11 protein-coding genes and 3 pseudogenes are annotated in these 18,215 nt (G+C 44.2%); 12 read left to right on the top strand and 2 right to left on the bottom strand.

The features are described 5' to 3' along the window. Nucleotides 1-86 precede the first annotated feature (86 nt). From yfbV to GKR74_RS05795, 4 genes are all read left to right on the top strand, one after another. Complete coding sequence (gene yfbV / locus GKR74_RS05810) at nucleotides 87-542, top strand: terminus macrodomain insulation protein YfbV (RefSeq protein ID WP_036952713.1); 456 nt, start codon at nucleotides 87-89, stop codon at nucleotides 540-542. Between the two features lie 161 nt (nucleotides 543-703). Next, nucleotides 704-1,198, top strand: a complete 495-nt coding sequence (locus tag GKR74_RS05805) for a YfbU family protein (RefSeq protein ID WP_036952716.1) — start codon at nucleotides 704-706, stop codon at nucleotides 1,196-1,198. A 68-nt stretch (nucleotides 1,199-1,266) separates the two neighbouring features. After that, entirely contained in the window at nucleotides 1,267-1,941 is a 675-nt protein-coding gene (locus tag GKR74_RS05800) for a sugar phosphatase (RefSeq protein WP_181477307.1), read from the top strand. Between the two features lie 87 nt (nucleotides 1,942-2,028). Further along, entirely contained in the window at nucleotides 2,029-3,858 is a 1,830-nt protein-coding gene (locus tag GKR74_RS05795; RefSeq protein ID WP_154602880.1) for an SLC13 family permease, read from the top strand. Nucleotides 3,859-4,474: 616 nt separating this feature from the next. Here GKR74_RS05795 and yfbR read toward each other — a convergent pair. Together yfbR and GKR74_RS05785 are read right to left on the bottom strand one after the other, a co-directional pair. Next, nucleotides 4,475-5,059, bottom strand: a pseudogene (gene yfbR, locus GKR74_RS05790) (5'-deoxynucleotidase). 484 nt (nucleotides 5,060-5,543) lie between these two features. Further along, nucleotides 5,544-6,758, bottom strand: a complete 1,215-nt coding sequence (locus tag GKR74_RS05785; protein WP_154602878.1) for a pyridoxal phosphate-dependent aminotransferase — start codon at nucleotides 6,756-6,758, stop codon at nucleotides 5,544-5,546. Between the two features lie 810 nt (nucleotides 6,759-7,568). On the opposite strand from GKR74_RS05785, the gene GKR74_RS05780 reads away from it, so the two are divergent. From GKR74_RS05780 to nuoH, 8 genes and pseudogenes are all read left to right on the top strand, one after another. Then, complete coding sequence (locus GKR74_RS05780) at nucleotides 7,569-8,477, top strand: LysR family transcriptional regulator (protein ID WP_154602877.1); 909 nt, start codon at nucleotides 7,569-7,571, stop codon at nucleotides 8,475-8,477. A gap of 980 nt (nucleotides 8,478-9,457) precedes the next feature. Beyond that, nucleotides 9,458-9,901 (top strand): NADH-quinone oxidoreductase subunit A, encoded by a 444-nt coding sequence (locus GKR74_RS05775; protein ID WP_036952734.1) that lies wholly within the window; start codon nucleotides 9,458-9,460, stop codon nucleotides 9,899-9,901. Between the two features lie 18 nt (nucleotides 9,902-9,919). Beyond that, complete coding sequence (locus GKR74_RS05770) at nucleotides 9,920-10,594, top strand: NuoB/complex I 20 kDa subunit family protein (RefSeq protein ID WP_004912254.1); 675 nt, start codon at nucleotides 9,920-9,922, stop codon at nucleotides 10,592-10,594. A gap of 74 nt (nucleotides 10,595-10,668) precedes the next feature. Next, nucleotides 10,669-12,471, top strand: coding sequence for an NADH-quinone oxidoreductase subunit C/D (gene nuoC / locus GKR74_RS05765; RefSeq protein ID WP_181477305.1), 1,803 nt, complete (start codon nucleotides 10,669-10,671; stop codon nucleotides 12,469-12,471). A 2-nt stretch (nucleotides 12,472-12,473) separates the two neighbouring features. Continuing rightward, a pseudogene (gene nuoE / locus GKR74_RS05760) lies at nucleotides 12,474-13,097 on the top strand (NADH-quinone oxidoreductase subunit NuoE). Next, nucleotides 13,043-14,404, top strand: coding sequence for an NADH-quinone oxidoreductase subunit NuoF (gene nuoF / locus GKR74_RS05755; RefSeq protein ID WP_036952742.1), 1,362 nt, complete (start codon nucleotides 13,043-13,045; stop codon nucleotides 14,402-14,404). Before nuoE ends, nuoF begins: the two are co-directional and overlap by 55 nt. Before the next feature lie 88 nt (nucleotides 14,405-14,492). After that, nucleotides 14,493-17,222: pseudogene (gene nuoG / locus GKR74_RS05750) on the top strand (NADH-quinone oxidoreductase subunit NuoG); the annotation flags it as partial. Nucleotides 17,223-17,224: 2 nt separating this feature from the next. Beyond that, nucleotides 17,225-18,202: an NADH-quinone oxidoreductase subunit NuoH gene (nuoH, locus tag GKR74_RS05745; RefSeq protein ID WP_036952747.1), complete on the top strand. Its 978-nt coding sequence runs from the start codon at nucleotides 17,225-17,227 to the stop codon at nucleotides 18,200-18,202. The last annotated feature ends 13 nt before the right edge of the window (nucleotides 18,203-18,215 follow it).

The raw sequence follows: 18,215 nt of genomic DNA, 5'->3' as shown, positions 1-18,215 counted from the left end.
ATTGTTTTTGTGATGGCAGATTGAAATTGATAGTCACTGAAAATCAATAGCAGTAAAAAAATGAATAAGTAGTAGGAAATTAATTGATGAGCACAATGCAAAGTACCCCTCCAGGTTTTTTTAAACGCTTCAGATTAGGTAATCACTATCTGAAGGTTTTTCCTATGGAAAAAAAGCTAACGCCACTGTTTCCTGAACTACGTATCAATAAAGCGATTCGGTTTGGGATCCGCTTTATGCCGCCCATTGCGATATTTACGCTGGCTTGGCAAATTGCGTTAGGCGGGCAGTTAGGCCCAGCTGTCGCGACGGCATTATTTGCCTGCAGCTTGCCAATGCAAGGGTTATGGTGGTTAGGTAAGCGTGCCGTTACACCATTACCGGCAGGGTTATTAAGCTGGTTCTATGAAATTCGCGATAAATTCACTGAAGCGGGAATTGCGATGGCACCCGTTGAGCAGCAGCCTGACTATATGGCGTTAGCCGAACTTTTGAAAAAAGCGTTCAATCAGTTAGATCATACCTTTATGGAAGATATCTAAACGGTTCATTGAACCTTATTTAGCATTCGATTTGATAACAAACCGTTATTTAACAGTAATTAACGCAAAATAACTGTTTAGATCAATAAAAGTGATATTTAATCTGTGCATTATCAACATTGAATGCGAAGATTGCAGAAAATTATCAACGGAGAGCTGTGATGGAAATGACCAATGCTGAACGCTTAATTTTATCCAATCAATATAAAATGATGACCATGTTAGACCCAGATAACGCAGAGCGTTACCGTCGTCTACAAACTATCATTGAGCGTGGATTTGGTTTACAAATGCGCGAGCTGGATAGGGATTTTGGTGAACTCAGCGAGCAAACGTGCCGTACGGTTATTGAAGTAATGGAAATGTACCATGCGCTGCAAGTTTCTTACGGCAACATGGAAGACAAACATGGTGTGGATGGCCGTCGTGTGCAGTTTTTGGGCTTTGATGCTGCAACGGAAGCGCGTTATCTGAGTTACGTGCGCTTTATGGTCAATACCGAAGGGCGCTACACCCATTTCGATAGCGGAACTCATGGCTTTAACTCACAAACACCAATGTGGGATAAATATTTAAGAATGCTGAAAATTTGGCAAGCTTGTCCTCGCCAATATCACCTTTCAGCGGTTGAGGTTTCTCAAATTCTCAATGCTTAACCTATCTTTTTAGGTGGACGCATTTACGTCTTGTATTAGGTAGCTGATTTTCTAAAAAAGGGTTTGATGTGAAGTTAAAAGCAAAAGGTTTTTTATTCGATCTCGATGGAACATTGGCGGACTCACTGGCTGTCGTTGAGCGTTGTTGGTGTTTATTCGGCGATAGAATTGGTGAAGATCATCAAGCGATTATCGACTATATCCATGGAAAACCTGCAATGACCACATTGCGCCATTTCCTACCTAATGCAAGCGAAGAAGAGCTACAGAGCCATTTTCGTTGGTTAGAGAAAATGGAAAGCGAAGATATGGACGGTGTTGTTGCACTGCCGGGTGCAACAGCGCTGTTATCTTTACTGAATAAATTAGGTGCCCCTTGGGCGATTGTAACTTCGGGCACAGTGCCAATTGCTCACGGACGCCGAGCAGCAGCGGGTTTACCTGAGCCGAAGCACTGGGTCACGTTTGAAAAAGTCTCTAAAGGCAAACCTGATCCAGAACCGTTCCAATTAGGGGCGAAAAGCCTCGAGCTGCCTCCTGAAGAGTGCATTGCTTTTGAAGATGCGCCAGCAGGGATCCATTCAGCATTAAGTGCGGGTTGCCAAGTTATTGCGGTTCATGATCCTGAAGGTATGCCAAGACGAGATGAAATCTCTGCAATTATTAGTACATTAGAACAAATTTCCGTGACAGGCCCTGACAATAACGGCTATTTTGAGCTTTTCGTGTCGAAAAACGTCTAATTGCGATCTAATCAAAGAAATCCTCTGAAAAACATGGTTAACTAACTAAAATCTTTAGCCTGTTTTTTTTCGTCGAAAGGGGATACTTTGAACGGAGAATTGCTGTGGGTGCTAACCCTACTATTGATCGCGGTTGTTCTATTTACTACCAATAAAGTCCGCATGGATGTGGTTGCCTTATTAGTGATTGTGGCGTTTGTATTAAGTGACACACTGACCTTACAACAGGCAACGGCGGGTTTTGCGGATCCTAACGTTTTGTTGATTGCCGCTCTATTTGTCATCGGTGATGGTCTGGTTCGTACCGGAATTGCCTACCAAATGGGGGAGTGGCTCGTCCGAGTCGCAGGCAGCAGCGAAAGTAAAATGCTGGTCTTTTTAATGATGACGGTGGCGGGGCTCGGTGCATTTATGAGCTCCACTGGCGTGGTCGCTATCTTTATTCCGGTAGTGCTCAGTGTAGCGGCACGGATGAAAACCTCACCAAGTCGATTAATGATGCCGCTGGGCTTTGCTGGCTTAATCAGCGGCATGATGACATTAGTCGCAACACCGCCCAACATGGTGGTGAACAGTGAATTAGTTCGCGAAGGATTACCCAGCTTTCAATTTTTCTCAATTACCCCGATAGGGCTGCTTATTTTAATCGCGGGTATTGGCTATATGTGGCTAACTCGTCGCTGGTTAGGGAGCAATGAGCCGGATAAACAACCTGTTAAATATCAACGCAGTTTCCGTGACCTGATCCGCGATTATAAATTAGCAGGACGCGCTCGCCGATTAGCTATTCGTAAAGGCTCTTCACTGATAGGACACACGCTTGATGAGCTTCATTTACGTTCCCGTTATGGTGCAAACGTGGTGGGGATTGAGCGCTGGCGTAAGTTTCGCCGTGTGATGGTGAGTGCAACGGGGGGAACTGAGCTACGCGAGCGCGATGTTTTGCTGATTGATATTTCAGTGACTGACGATGAACTACGCCAATTTTGCAGTGAGCAACTTCTTGAACCGATGATCTTGCGTGGGGATTATTTTTCCGAGCAATCAAGGGATGTCGGGATGGCGGAAGTTTCCATGAACCCAGACTCAGAATTATTGGGTAAAACGTTACGAGAGATTAAATTTCGTACCCGATATGGTTTAAACATCGTAGGGATCCGCCGTGATGGAAAGGCCCTTGATGGAAAGCTAGTGGATGAACCTCTGCGCTTAGGGGATATTTTGCTGGTCATTGGAGACTGGAAGCTGATCCGTATTCTATCGACCAAACCACGTAATTTTATCGTATTGAACTTAGCCGCTGAAGTTGAGGCCGTTGCCCCAGCCTCCTCACAAGCCCCTCATGCATTATTTTGCCTTGCACTCATGGTGGCGATGATGGTCACCAATGAAATTCCTAACTTTATTGCGGCATTAATTGCCTGTTTATTAATGGGAAAATTTCGCTGTATTGATATGGAAAGTGCGTATAAGTCAATTCATTGGCCGAGCATTATTTTGATCGTTGGGATGATGCCATTCGCTATCGCTTTACAGGAAACGGGGGGGATAGCCCTCGCGGTAGACGCACTGATGAAGGTAGCTGGCGGATTGGGGCCTCATGTCATGCTAGTCTGCCTGTTTATTCTATGCGCGACGATAGGCTTGTTTATTTCCAATACGGCCACTGCAGTATTAATGGCACCGATTGCCATTGCCGCCGCGCGCCAAATGGAAGTATCTCCGCTACCGTTTGCGATGGTGATTGGTATTGCGGCATCCGCTGCGTTTATGACTCCCGTTTCTTCCCCTGTGAATACATTGGTATTGGGCCCCGGTGGTTATAAATTTGCAGATTTTCTTAAGATTGGCGTGCCATTTACGATAATTGTGATGTTTATCAGCGTGGCTGTGATCCCCGTTTTATTCCCATTTTAAAATAACTTAGGCTCTAAATAGTAGAGCCTAAGTTCTCTTAATATAAATTAAAAATAGTACGAAATATTATTCACTCGGCTACTGTTTCCATCGTGAATACTGCTAGATTGAATTTCACCTTACCAGTGAAAAAATTAGGAGGTTACTATGGCGTAGAATGAAAATATAAATCTGAATGAAAAAGCATTATCGAATTATTATTATGGCTACCTGAAACTTGAAAAATTTTGGGGGCAAGATTTAAAAAGGTTATTTTAACGCATTCGTTAGGTACGGCTGTTGTATTATTGGATGACAAAAAAGAGTTGGGTCCTGTTGCGGATAAAGAAATTTTGACGGATGTTTTTGGGATTTAAATATTTAATTGGAGCAACAACTAATTGTTGGCATATTACATTCTGGACACAGACAGGCAGTGTTTATGAATCATCTTTAGGGTTTTCTTGCAATATCACCGCGAAAGATCATGGAAAGGCAACATTAGGGATTAACGGTGAATCGGAAAGAATGTATGTGAGCTTCCTGAGTTCTTCGAGCGGCTCAACCGCCATTCATATTCGATAATGCAATATCAGGGAAGGTAAAAGTAGGAATGACATTTGCCATTCCTTATATTTTATCAATTACTGATTTCATCTAATGAAAGCGTAAAACTGGGTACAAACGTTTTCATAAAATATTCCATTTCAGGGCTATTGCGCTCCGCGAGCATTTTTTCAAGGCGTCTTTTGGCTAACTTGAATTCGCTATTACCTGCGGATAGCTCTTCTAAACATTTTAAATAGGCACATAAAGTATCTGCTTGTTTTACAATAAAATGTTCTTCTTTAGACTGCAGTTCTTCTACCAGCAAACATTTAAAATCGTCTTGCAACTCTTCTGGCAGCATATCCAACAATTTTTGTTGGGCAAACTTCTCGATTTTTTTATATTCGTGGGCGATTTGCTGATTGTGATATTTAATGGGCGTTGGTAAGTCACCGGTGATGACTTCACTGGCATCATGATACATGGCGAATAGCGCAATTTTTTCGGGATTGACATTTCCCTCGAATTTGCGGTTTTTAATGACCGCGAGAGCATGTGCCACCATGGCCACTTGTAAGCTATGTTCGGAGACATTCTCGGTACGCACATTACGCATTAGTGGCCAGCGATGAATGAGTTTCATTCTAGCGAGATGGGCAAAAAAGTAACTCATAAGACCCTCATTAATGATGGATTAATCTGCAAAATTATAGCGCTATTACAGCGACAGGGATATCAGAATAATGGAATTTATTCGCTAATAGATTGTTAGTTAAGACAAAGATAATGTCAGTATTAAATTCTATTAAAGATGAATTAATAAATAATATTTTTCAATCTAAAAATAAATACAAATAAAGATGCTCATATTAGGAGGGTCTCAATTGTATTTTTATATTTTATTTCAATTAATATTTGAATGGTTTATTTAAATCATTACAATCAAGATGATATTTAATTGAAAATAATCTGAGGATGAGATGAAATATTTCCCAATAATTTTAGTTCTGTTTTTCTTAGCAGCTGTTTACTTTATTTCTATTATTTAATTAATCTAATAAAGACTATTGAATTTGGAGTTTCATAGAGAAACTTGTTTTTATTAAGATAAAAAAATAGCCCTTATTTGGGCTATTTTATTTTGATAAAACGAAAATTTATTGACGATAGTTTTCTAAGAAACGCCCAAATTTATTGATTGCCATTTCTAAGTCATCTGCATAAGGGAGGGTGACAATACGGAAATGGTCTGGGTGTGGCCAGTTAAATGCGGTTCCCTGAACTAATAGCACTTTTTCTTGCAGTAACAGGTCAAGGATCATTTTTTGGTCATCGTGGATATTAAAACGTTTAATATCAATTTTCGGGAACATATACAGGGCACCTTGTGGCTTAACACAAGAGACACCAGGAATTTGGTTAATCAGTTCCCATGCACGGTTACGCTGCTCGTATAAACGACCACCCGGTTGGATAAATTCGCTGATACTTTGGTAACCGCCTAATGCTGTTTGGATAGCGTGTTGCATTGGCACGTTAGCACATAAGCGCATAGATGCCAGCATTTCTAACCCTTCAATATAGCTTTTGGCTTGTTTTTTCGGGCCATTTAATACCATCCAGCCTTGGCGGAAACCTGCGACGCGATAAGTTTTTGATAACCCGTTAAACGTGACAGTCAGTAAGTCAGGTGCCAGTGCAGCGATAGAGTGGTGCTGCGCATCGTCATACAGAATTTTATCGTAAATTTCGTCGGCGAAGATAATCAAACTATGTTGACGAGCAATCTCGACGATTTCCATTAATAGCTCTTTGCTGTACACCGCCCCTGTTGGGTTATTTGGGTTGATGATGACAATCCCGCGGGTACGTGGGCTGATTTTCTTGCGGATATCGTCAATATCCGGCATCCAGCCTTGTTGTTCATCACACATATAGTGAACAGCATTACCGCCCGATAGCGAAACAGCCGCTGTCCAGAGTGGATAGTCAGGGGCTGGAACCAGCATTTCATCGCCATTGTTTAATAGCGCTTGCATGGCTTGAACGATTAATTCAGAAACACCGTTACCGATATAGACATCTTCAACGGTCATATCGTGGATATCACGGGCTTGGTAGTGTTGAACAATTGCCTTACGCGCGGAATATAAGCCCTTGGAATCACAGTAACCTTGCGAGCTTGGCAGATTGCGCAGGACATCAACGAGGATCTCATCAGGTGCTTCAAAGCCAAACGGTGCCGGGTTACCAATGTTCAGTTTTAGGACTTTATTGCCTTCTTCTTCTAAGCGTTTCGCTTCTTTTAAAACTGGCCCACGAATGTCATAGCAAACATTATCGAGCTTATTGGATTTCATTATCGTATTCATGGTTCTCTCATTACCCTAACGGGCTCGCAATCATAGGGGACTTCCGGCGTTACTATCTACTGTACTCCTCCCTCGGAAGCTTTTGAAGATGCTAGATAATTTTTGGTGCAAAAGGTTGGTTTAGACATAAAACAGATATGTGCTATCTTAAAGTATTGAATAAGTCAGATGATGGTTCTTATTATGGCTATTAAGTTGGAATCTAATTCTGATAATTATCGTGGTTTTGGAGTGTGTTAGTGAATGAGTCGTAAAAAAATGGCGGAAAAGTCGCGTAATGACAAAGTGACAAAAATTGTATCACTCTGTAAGTTTGCATCTTAAATCATTAAATTAGAAATAAATTTAACTATTGGTCGGGGCGTTTTGGGTGGTTTTTGGCTTTTTTTGTTAGCAATATTGATTATTTTAATGAGAATATTCTTAGTGAAACCGTGGTTATAATGTTTAGTGTATTGATAATTAATAAAATTGTTAATTTACATCATATGTTACATAAAGAGCTTACATTAAAATAATTGCAACTACATTAAATATGTTACTATTTAGTCTTCTTCAATTAATTCGTGCTTATTGAGTTTTACGTTAATCAACCCCGCTTTAATTGATAGAAATTTAAAACGCTAATTGGATAATTAAGCTGTTTAAGTTAATTATCAAATAGATATAGCAATATAGAGTATTGAATACAATAAATGCAGATCTATGGATTAGAAATGCAAAAAGTTGGATTATTTTTAAGACTCGCTGATTCTCACGGAGGAGAGCAGAAACACCAGGTATCATAAAATTATATAAAGAGAATGTACGATGATAAATTCCAATCGTCCCATAATGAACTTAGATCTCGATTTACTACGCACATTTGTCGCAGTGGCTGATCTTAACACTTTTGCCGCTGCTGCTGCCGCAGTATGTCGAACCCAGTCTGCTGTTAGTCAGCAGATGCAACGTTTAGAGCAATTAGTTGGTCGTGAATTATTTGCACGCCACGGGCGTAATAAGCTATTAACCGCCCACGGTTTGCAATTACTCGGCTATGCGAGACAGATTTTACGTGCTAATGACGATGCCACCGCATCTTTAACCTATAACGATGCAGACGGTGAATTGCGTATCGGGGCATCCGACGATACAGTCGATATCTTATTACCTTTCTTACTAAACCGTATTGCCTCCGTATTTCCACGCATCGCGGTAGAAGTGAGAATTAAACGTGCTCAGTTTATTGAGTCGATGTTAGATAATCATGAAATTGATTTAGCATTGACGACAAGCCGTATTCCTCAGCACCCAAAAACAGCATTAAGAACTGTCCCGATTTTATGGCACAGCGCACCTGATTTTCAGCTACGTACAAATGAGCCAATCCCACTGGTGGTAATGGATGAAACGAATCCATACCGTAAGTTATGTACTCAGGCATTAGATGAAGCAGGCTTACCATGGCATGTGGCTTATGAAGCTGCATCATTACCCGCTGTTCGTGCCGCGGTGAATGCAGAAGTCGGAGTGACTGCTCGCCCAATGGAAATGCAAAACGCAGATCTGCGTGTTTTAGGTGAGTCAGATGGTTTACCGCGTCTACCAGATATTCAGTACTGGTTATATAAAAATGCGGATGAGCAAAAAGATTTTGTGCTCACTGTCTTTAATGCCATTGAAAACAAAAAAATCTCTTATGCTGTTGCTGACCAAACTGAGAACAGCGCCCAATAAGAGAGCAATTTGTCCTTATCGATAAAATAGGTTTTTTATCAATGATAAGTGGCAAACATACATAGAGTGACATTATCCGGCTGAATCAGTTAATCCTGACTCAGCCGTTTTATTTTTATGAATATCCCACCTGAAAACCGCCTTCACAATTTTACGCATTCCAATTGTTATCAAAATGTTCTTAACTGAAATTTACTGACCGTACTCATTAAGTGGTTAATAGGGGAGGAAGGCGATTTTTGCAGTACGATATTTTACTTAAGAATGAGGTGATAAAAAAGTGAACAATGTTTCTGTTCAATAGGTGACAAAATACACGAATTAACCACTTATTAAGTATGGATTTACGCGTAAGAGCATGAAATAATTGTGATGTATATGGCATAACATGAAATTCATTAGTTAGTTAACGATTTGTTACGCTGTTAACAATATTTATTTGCTGAATTGATAAAATAGCTGAGAGTAGTCATAGGCTTAGTGGGGATGATGAATAAAAATTCGTTACTGCCTCTTAAATTAAATTCGGATGTTATGTAAACAAATTGAGTATTTTTTCAATAAATCTGTGCGTTAGATCAAATAAAAAGCACATTTTTTCGTCTGTTAAGACAGGTTTTTCCTGAGATAATGGTGTAGTAAAAGCGAATAATCAGTTAGACTACTTTGCGTGTTTATTTGTGTATAGTAACACTGACACGTTTTAGCAGTTAATGAGTTATTTTTGTTTCGCAGATGTTTTTCACGTGTGAATTATTTGTAATAAATACGGTTATTTTGTCTCATTTGAGCAAAATAAAATGTAGTGAGAGAGGGGCAAACCAAACAGCGGTCGTCAGGCTGATTTTAGTTTGGGGGATCTTTTAGTTTTGAGGTCAATTTTGGTCTTTCTTCTCGATTAACTGGGCAATTGTGGTGCAATACTGCCGTGTTATAAAAAAGAGCAGTTAAGTACCATAAGTAATGAGTAAGCAACGAGTATGTCTACATCAATCCTAGAGTTAGCCCATAACTGGGGCTTTGCTATATTCCTTCTCGGCGCTATTGGTCTTTGCGCTTTCATGTTGACCGCAGGTCATTTCTTGGGTAGCCGCGCCAAAGCCAGAACAAAACACGTTCCCTACGAGTCAGGTATTGACTCTGTCGGTAGTGCTCGTCTTCGTATGTCAGCCAAGTTCTACTTGGTCGCGATGTTTTTCGTGATCTTCGATGTGGAGGCTATGTTCTTATTTGCATGGTCTGTCGCCATCCGCGAAGCGGGATGGGTCGGTTTCATCGAAGCCGCTATTTTTATCTTGGTATTGTTGGCGGGATTATTTTATCTGATCCGCGTTGGTGCACTCGATTGGACTCCAATCCGTTCACGTCGCGCAGTTAAAGGTCCTAGTGAAGTTATTAAAATCAGCAATCGTCATCCGCAGTAAAAAGCGAGGCATTATACAATGGATTATACGCTCACCCGCATAGATCCGAACGGTGAGAACGACCGTTACCCACTGCAAACTCAAGAAATCGTTACTGATCCCCTTGAGCAGCAAGTTGAAAACAGTGTGTATATGGGGAAATTATCCCATGCACTTCATGATGTGGTGAACTGGGGACGTAAAAACTCTCTGTGGCCATACAACTTCGGTCTTTCATGTTGCTATGTAGAAATGGTGACGTCGTTCACGGCTGTTCATGACGTAGCCCGCTTTGGTGCGGAAGTACTGCGTGCTTCTCCTCGTCAAGCCGACTTTATGGTTGTTGCGGGAACTTGTTTTACCAAAATGGCTCCCGTCATCCAGCGCCTTTATGACCAAATGCTTGAACCAAAATGGGTTATCTCCATGGGGTCATGTGCGAACTCAGGTGGGATGTATGACATCTACTCTGTTGTTCAAGGCGTCGACAAATTTATTCCCGTGGATGTGTACATTCCAGGCTGCCCACCACGCCCTGAAGCCTATATGCAGGCTCTCCTTCTGTTACAAGAATCCATCGGCAAAGAACGTCGCCCACTTTCATGGGTTGTCGGTGATCAGGGTGTTTATCGTGCGAATATGCAGTCAGAAAGAGAAAGAAAACACGGTGAACGTATCGCAGTAACCAACCTGCGTACCCCTGACGAAATTTAAGGCTTTTAGCCATACAGCGTAACAGAGCAATGTTGTTGCGAAATAATAAACCTGATCAAGCGTTATGGTGAAGAATGATGACAGATCAGATAGCGCAAGCGAGTCATAATCAGCCAGAATGGCAGACACAAGATCACATTAATGATCCTGTGCTTCTGGAACTGCGCAACCAATTTGGCCCGGATGCCTTTTCAGTTCAAGCAACCCGCACTGGCATGCCAGTGGTTTGGGTACGCCGTGAACAATTACTGGAAATTGTAGATTTCTTACAGAAACTACCTAAACCTTATGTGATGTTGTTCGACTTACACGGAGTCGATGAACGCCAGCGTATTCATCGCCAAGGTCTGCCTGAAGCGGACTTTAGTGTGTTCTACCACATCATTTCCATTGACCGAAATCGCGACATCATGTTGAAAGTGGCTCTTAATGAGAAAGACTTAAACGTGCCATCGGTGGTTTCTTTATTCCCCAATGCCAACTGGTATGAGCGTGAAGTATGGGACATGTTCGGGATCACCTTCCAAGGTCACCCAAATTTACGTCGCCTGCTGATGTCTCCAAGCTGGGAAGGTCATCCGCTGCGCAAAGATTACCCTGCGCGCGCCACGGAATTCGATCCCTTTGTTCTGACTAAGCAAAAGCAAGATCTGGAAATGGAAGCATTGACTTTCAAACCAGAAGAGTGGGGCTTAGATCGCGGAAATGAAAACGAAGATTTCATGTTCCTGAACTTGGGTCCAAACCACCCATCTTCTCACGGTGCATTCCGTATCGTGCTGCAATTGGATGGTGAAGAGATTGTTAACTGCGTTCCCGATATCGGCTACCACCACCGTGGTGCAGAAAAAATGGGTGAGCGTCAGTCATGGCATAGCTATATTCCTTATACCGACCGTATCGAATACCTCGGCGGTTGTGTGAATGAAATGCCATATATTCTTGCGGTTGAAAAACTGGCAGGTATTGAAGTACCGGATCGCGTAAAAACTATCCGTGTCATGATGTCTGAACTGTTCCGTATCAACAGTCACCTACTGTATATCAGTACCTATATTCAAGACGTTGGTGCGATGACGCCAGTGTTCTTTGCGTTCACTGATAGACAAAAAGTGTACAACGTGATTGAAGCGATCACTGGTTTCCGTATGCACCCAGCATGGTTCCGCATCGGTGGGGTTGCTCACGATTTACCGCGTGGCTGGGATAAATTACTGCGTGAATTATTAGACTGGTTACCGAAACGCCTAGAATCCTATGTGACTTCTGCGCTGAAAAACTCCATTTTGAAAGGTCGTTCTATTGGTGTGGCATCTTACACCAAGGAAGAGGCATTAGCGTGGGGCGTGACAGGTGCAGGCTTACGTGCAACGGGTGTGGATTTTGACGTACGTAAAGCACGTCCTTATTCAGGTTATGAAAACTTTGAATTCGACATTCCAATCGCCCATAACGGTGACTGTTATGACCGCGTAATGATCAAAGTGGAAGAGATGCGTCAAAGTATCCGTATTCTTGAGCAGTGTCTGAAGAATATGCCTGAAGGTCCATTTAAAGCTGATCATCCACTGACAACGCCGCCGCCGAAAGAGCGCACATTGCAGCATATCGAAACCCTAATCAACCACTTCTTACAAGTGTCTTGGGGCCCGGTAATGCCAGCTAACGAATCATTCCAGATGGTTGAAGCAACCAAAGGGATCAACAGCTACTACCTAACCAGTGACGGCAGCACCATGAGCTATCGTACACGTATTCGTACCCCGAGTTATGCGCACTTGCAGCAAATTCCGGCGACAATCAGAGGTAGCTTGGTTTCTGACTTAATTGTCTATCTGGGTAGTATCGATTTTGTAATGTCGGATGTGGATCGCTAACCATGCATAATGAACAAGATAAACAAGGTCAATGTGGCACTGGCCAATGCGGCTGTAACAGCCAGTCTGACGTGGTGAATACCTTCGAACCGCAAGCTAATCACGGTTTTGTTTTAACCGAACATGAGCGTGCGGAAATTGAAGGGGAAAAACACCACTACGAAGATGCACGCGCGGCGTCAATTGAAGCGCTGAAAATTGTGCAAAAAAATCGTGGCTGGGTAGAAGATGGCGCTATTCACGCTATCGCTGAAGTTTTAGGCATTCCTGCGAGTGACGTAGAAGGCGTGGCAACATTCTATAGCCAAATTTTCCGCCAACCAGTGGGTCGCCACATTATTCGTTATTGCGACAGCGTTGTTTGCCATATTACGGGCTACCAAGGCTTAGAAGCTGAAATTATTAAACAGCTGAGTATTCGCCCAGGTCAAACCACCGCTGATGGTCGCTTTACGCTGCTGCCAACCTGTTGCTTAGGTAACTGTGACAAGGGTCCAACGATGATGATCGATGACGATACCCACAGTCATGTGCAGCCTGAAAATATTCAAAAGCTACTGGAGCAGTATCCATGACAAACTTCTCCGCAAACCCTGTGATCCGTACTGCGGAAACTCATCCATTAACTTGGCGCCTACGCGATGACGCGCAGCCAGTCTGGTTAGATGAGTATCGCAGCAAAAACGGATACAAAGGTGTCGAACGTGCCCTCAAAGGCATGGCTCCTGATGAAGTGGTTAACCTTGTCAAAGACGCCGGACTGAAAGGTCGTGGTGGTGCAGGGTTCTCGACGGGTCTGAAATGGAGCTTAATGCCAAAAGACGAAAACATGAAACTGCGTTATTTCTTATGTAACGCGGATGAAATGGAGCCAGGCACTTATAAAGACCGTTTATTGATGGAACAACTACCTCACTTATTAGTGGAAGGGATGATCATCGGCGCTTATGCATTAAAAGCCTACCGTGGTTATATCTTCTTACGTGGTGAATATGTTGAAGCGGCGAAACATTTACGTCGCGCCATCGAAGAAGCCAAAGCAGCGGGTCTCTTAGGTAAAAACATTCTCGGTTCGGGCTTTGATTTTGAGCTATTCGTGCATACCGGTGCAGGTCGTTATATCTGCGGTGAAGAAACCGCACTGATTAACTCCCTTGAAGGTCGTCGTGCAAACCCACGCTCTAAACCACCATTCCCTGCAAGTTCAGGTGCATGGGGTAAACCGACCTGCGTTAATAACGTCGAAACTATCTGTAACGTGCCTGCAATTCTAGAGCACGGTGACCAGTGGTATATCGATTTAAGCGCGGGCAAGAGTAAAGACGCGGGCACTAAGCTGATGGGCTTCTCTGGACGTGTGAAAAATCCAGGTCTGTGGGAACTGCCATTTGGTACAACGGCGCGCGAAGTCTTAGAAGATTACGCGGGCGGTATGCGTGATGGATTAAAACTCAAAGCATGGCAACCGGGTGGTGCAGGAACTGACTTCCTGACCAACGATCACCTCGATTTACCGATGGATTTCGAAAACATTGCAAAAGCAGGCAGCCGTTTAGGTACAGCGCTAGCGATGGCAGTCGATAACGAAATTAACATGGTTTCTTTAGTGCGTAACTTAGAAACCTTCTTTGCGCGTGAATCCTGTGGTTGGTGTACACCGTGCCGTGATGGTCTGCCGTGGAGCGTAAAAATTCTACAGGCACTGGAAAAAGGCGAAGGTCAAGAAGGGGATATCGAAACTCTTGAACAGCTTTGCCGTTTCTTAGGACCCGGCAAAACCTTCTGTGCACACGCACCGGGTGCGGTTGAGCCATTACAAAGCGCCATCAAATATTTCCGTGGAGAGTTCGAAGCGGGTATCTCGAAAAAAGATCTGCGTAACATCGTACAGATTGCTGGGATCCAGCCAAACCTGCTCAAGCAGCGTTGGTAAGCATTTAGCGATTGAGCAACCGCTAAACGAATTTTTGACGAAGAACGTATTTATGTTTAACGCCTGCTAAAGCGGGCCTTTGGGAAGCATGCTGACTATGGCTACGATATATGTAGACGGCAAAGAATATGACGTAAACGGGTCTGAAAACCTGTTACAAGCCTGCTTATCGTTGGGGCTAGATATTCCTTATTTTTGCTGGCATCCGGCGCTGGGAAGCGTTGGCGCTTGCCGCCAGTGTGCGGTGAAGCAGTATCAAAACGCGGATGACACTCGTGGTCGCCTCGTGATGTCTTGTATGACACCGGCAACGGAAGGCACTTACATCTCAATCGATGATGAAGAAGCCAAACAATTCCGTGAAAGTGTTGTTGAATGGCTGATGACCAACCACCCACACGACTGTCCAGTCTGTGAGGAAGGCGGTAACTGCCACTTACAAGATATGACGGTGATGACCGGTCATACCATGCGTAAGTATCGTTTTACAAAACGCACGCACGTAAACCAAGATCTCGGTCCATTCATTAGTCATGAAATGAACCGCTGTATCGCGTGTTACCGTTGCGTTCGTTACTACAAAGATTATGCCGATGGCACCGACTTAGGTGTATATGGTGCGCATAACTATGTCTACTTTGGTCGTACTGAAGATGGCACGCTGGAAAGTGAATTTTCCGGTAACCTCGTCGAAGTGTGCCCAACAGGGGTATTCACCGACAAAACGCACTCAGAACGCTATAACCGTAAATGGGATATGCAATTTGCACCGGGTATCTGCCAACAGTGCAGCATCGGTTGTAACACCAGCCCAGGTGAGCGTTATGGTGAACTGCGCCGTATTGAAAACCGCTATAACGGTTCTGTAAACCATTACTTCCTGTGTGACCGTGGTCGCTTCGGTTATGGTTACGTAAACCGTAAAGACCGTCCTCGCCAAGCGCTGTTAACGAAAGATGGCGTCCAGCAGGTGGTTTCGGCGATTGAAGCGATGCAAAGCGGTGCGCAGATCATCAATCATGCGAAGAAAGTGATTGGTATCGGTTCTCCACGTGCTAGCGTTGAAAGCAACTACGCACTGCGTGCTTTAGTCGGTGCGGAAAACTTCTACTCCGGCATTTCTAAGGATGAACAGCGTCGCTTAGCGCTGATGCAAAACATCCTGCAAAACGGCGGTGTTTACACCCCTACATTGCGTGAAATCGAAGGCTACGATGCCGTTTTAGTTCTGGGTGAGGATTTGACTCAGACGGGCGCACGTATGGCATTATCTGTTCGCCAAGCGGTGAAAGGTAAAGCCCGTGAAATGGCAGCGGCACAGAAAGTCGCTGACTGGCAAATCGCAGCGATTCAAAACATTGGTCAACACGCCAAGTATCCACTGTTTATCACTAACGTGGATGACACGCGTTTAGATGATGTAGCAGCTTACAACTACCGTGCACCAGTGGCGGATCAAGCGCGTTTCGGTTTTGCGATTGCTAACTTGATCAACGGTGACGCACCAGCAGTGAATGATTTACCGGCTGATGTGAAAGCGAAAGTAGAAACTGTGGCTCAAGCTTTAGCGGGTGCGAAAAAACCTCTGATTATCAGTGGTAGCCATAGCGCTAGCGATGCAGTGATCGAAGCCGCAGCTAACGTGGCATTTGCGCTGAAAGCGAAAGGGGCGAACGTCGGTCTGTCTTATGTCGCATCTCATGCCAACAGCTTTGGCCTCGCGATGATGAACGCATTGCCATTAGAAAATGCGTTCTCACGCATTGAAGCGAACGAAGCGGATGTGGCTATCGTGATGGAAAATGACCTTTATCGTCATAGCACCGTGGATGCCGTCAATAGCGCATTAGCGAAATTGAAGCACCTGATCGTGGCAGACCATCAGCACACGGACATCATGGATAAAGCGACATTAGTGCTGCCAGCGGCAAGTTTTGCTGAAGCAGACGGTACGCTTATCAACCAAGAAGGTCGTGCTCAACGCTTCTTCCAAGTCTTTGACCCAACTTACTACGATAACAGCATCGTGATGAACGAAAGCTGGCGCTGGATGCATTCACTGCAAACTGAAGTGCAGCAACGTGATGCCGATTGGTCACAATTAGACCACGTTATCGAAGAGTGTGTGGCTGCACTGCCGCAGTTTGCGGGAATTAGAGACACAGCACCGAAAGCCTCTTTCCGTATTCGTGGACAAAAACTGGCGCGTGAACCGCATCGTTACAGTGGTCGTACGGCAATGCTGGCGGACAAATCGGTTCATGAACCGCGTCAACCGCAAGATATCGACTCACCATTTGCGTTCTCAATGGAAGGGAATAACCAACCGAAAGCGCCACGCCAGCAAATTCCATTTGCATGGGCACCGGGCTGGAACTCACCACAAGCATGGAACAAATTCCAAGCGGAAGTGGGCGGACACTTACTGTTTGGTGATCCGGGTGTGCGTTTATTCAATTCGACAGAAAGCAAATTAGCGTACTTCACTGAAGTTCCTGCGGCTTACCAAAGCGGCGAAGCACAGTGGGTTGTGGCACCTTACTATCATCTATTTGGTAGTGATGAAACCTCACAACGTTCTGATGTGATCCAGCAACGTATGCCAGAGCCTTATATCATGTTGAACGCGCAAGATGCGGCGACACTCGGTCTAAATACTGGCGTAAAAGCTGAATTTAGTCATGCAGGTCAAACCTTTAATCTGCCAGTGCGCATTAGTCAGCACCTTGCTGTGGGTCAAATCGGTTTACCTCTGGGTATGCCGGGAATTGCTCCGGTAATGGCGGGCGTGTCAGTGAATAATCTGCGGAGGGGCGCATGATGGATTGGATTTCTCCTGCGGTGATGGAAGTCCTGATTTCCATCCTTAAATCGGTTGTTATCTTGCTGGTTGTCGTGACCTGCGGGGCATACATGAGTCTCGGCGAACGCCGTATTCTCGGTCTATTCCAGAACCGTTACGGTCCAAACCGTGTAGGTCCATTTGGAATGGGGCAACTGATTGCCGACATGTTCAAAATGTTGTTTAAAGAGGACTGGATCCCAGAGTTTGCGGACAAGAAAATCTTTACGCTTGCACCAGTTATCGCATTTTGTTCTCTGTTCTTAGCGTTTGCCATTGTGCCAGTCAGTCCGACTTGGCACGTCGCTGATCTGAACATCGGGATCTTATTCTTCCTGATGATGGCAGGTCTGGCAGTGTACGCGGTACTGTTCGCCGGTTGGTCAAGTAACAACAAATACTCCTTATTGGGTGCGATGCGTGCATCGGCTCAAACGGTGAGTTATGAAGTGTTCTTAGGCTTGTCATTGATGGGTGTGGTCGCGCAAGCGGGTTCATTCAACTTAATCGACATCGTGAATTCCCAAGAGGGTATGTGGAACGTGATCCCACAATTCTTTGGTTTTATCACGTTTGCGATTGCGGGTGTCGCGGTATGTCACCGTCACCCATTTGACCAGCCAGAAGCGGAGCAAGAGATTGCCGACGGTTACCATGTGGAATATTCCGGTATGAAATTCGGTCTGTTCTTCGTGGGTGAATATATCGGTATCGTGACTGTGTCTGCGCTGATTGTAACGCTGTTCTTTGGTGGTTGGCATGGTCCGTTCCTGCCGGCTTTCCTGTGGTTTGCGATTAAAACAGCCTTCTTCATGATGATGTTCATCTTGATCCGTGCTTCATTACCGCGCCCACGTTATGACCAAGTAATGTCCTTCGGCTGGAAAATTTGTCTGCCACTGACACTGCTTAACCTGCTGGGTACCGCAGCAGTGATTTTATACAACGCTCAGTAAGGGGTGATTGAAC

Source organism: Providencia sp. wls1914, assembly GCF_009706645.1.
Lineage (GTDB): Bacteria > Pseudomonadota > Gammaproteobacteria > Enterobacterales > Enterobacteriaceae > Providencia > Providencia zhijiangensis.
This window is presented reverse-complemented; position numbering and strand designations above follow the sequence as displayed.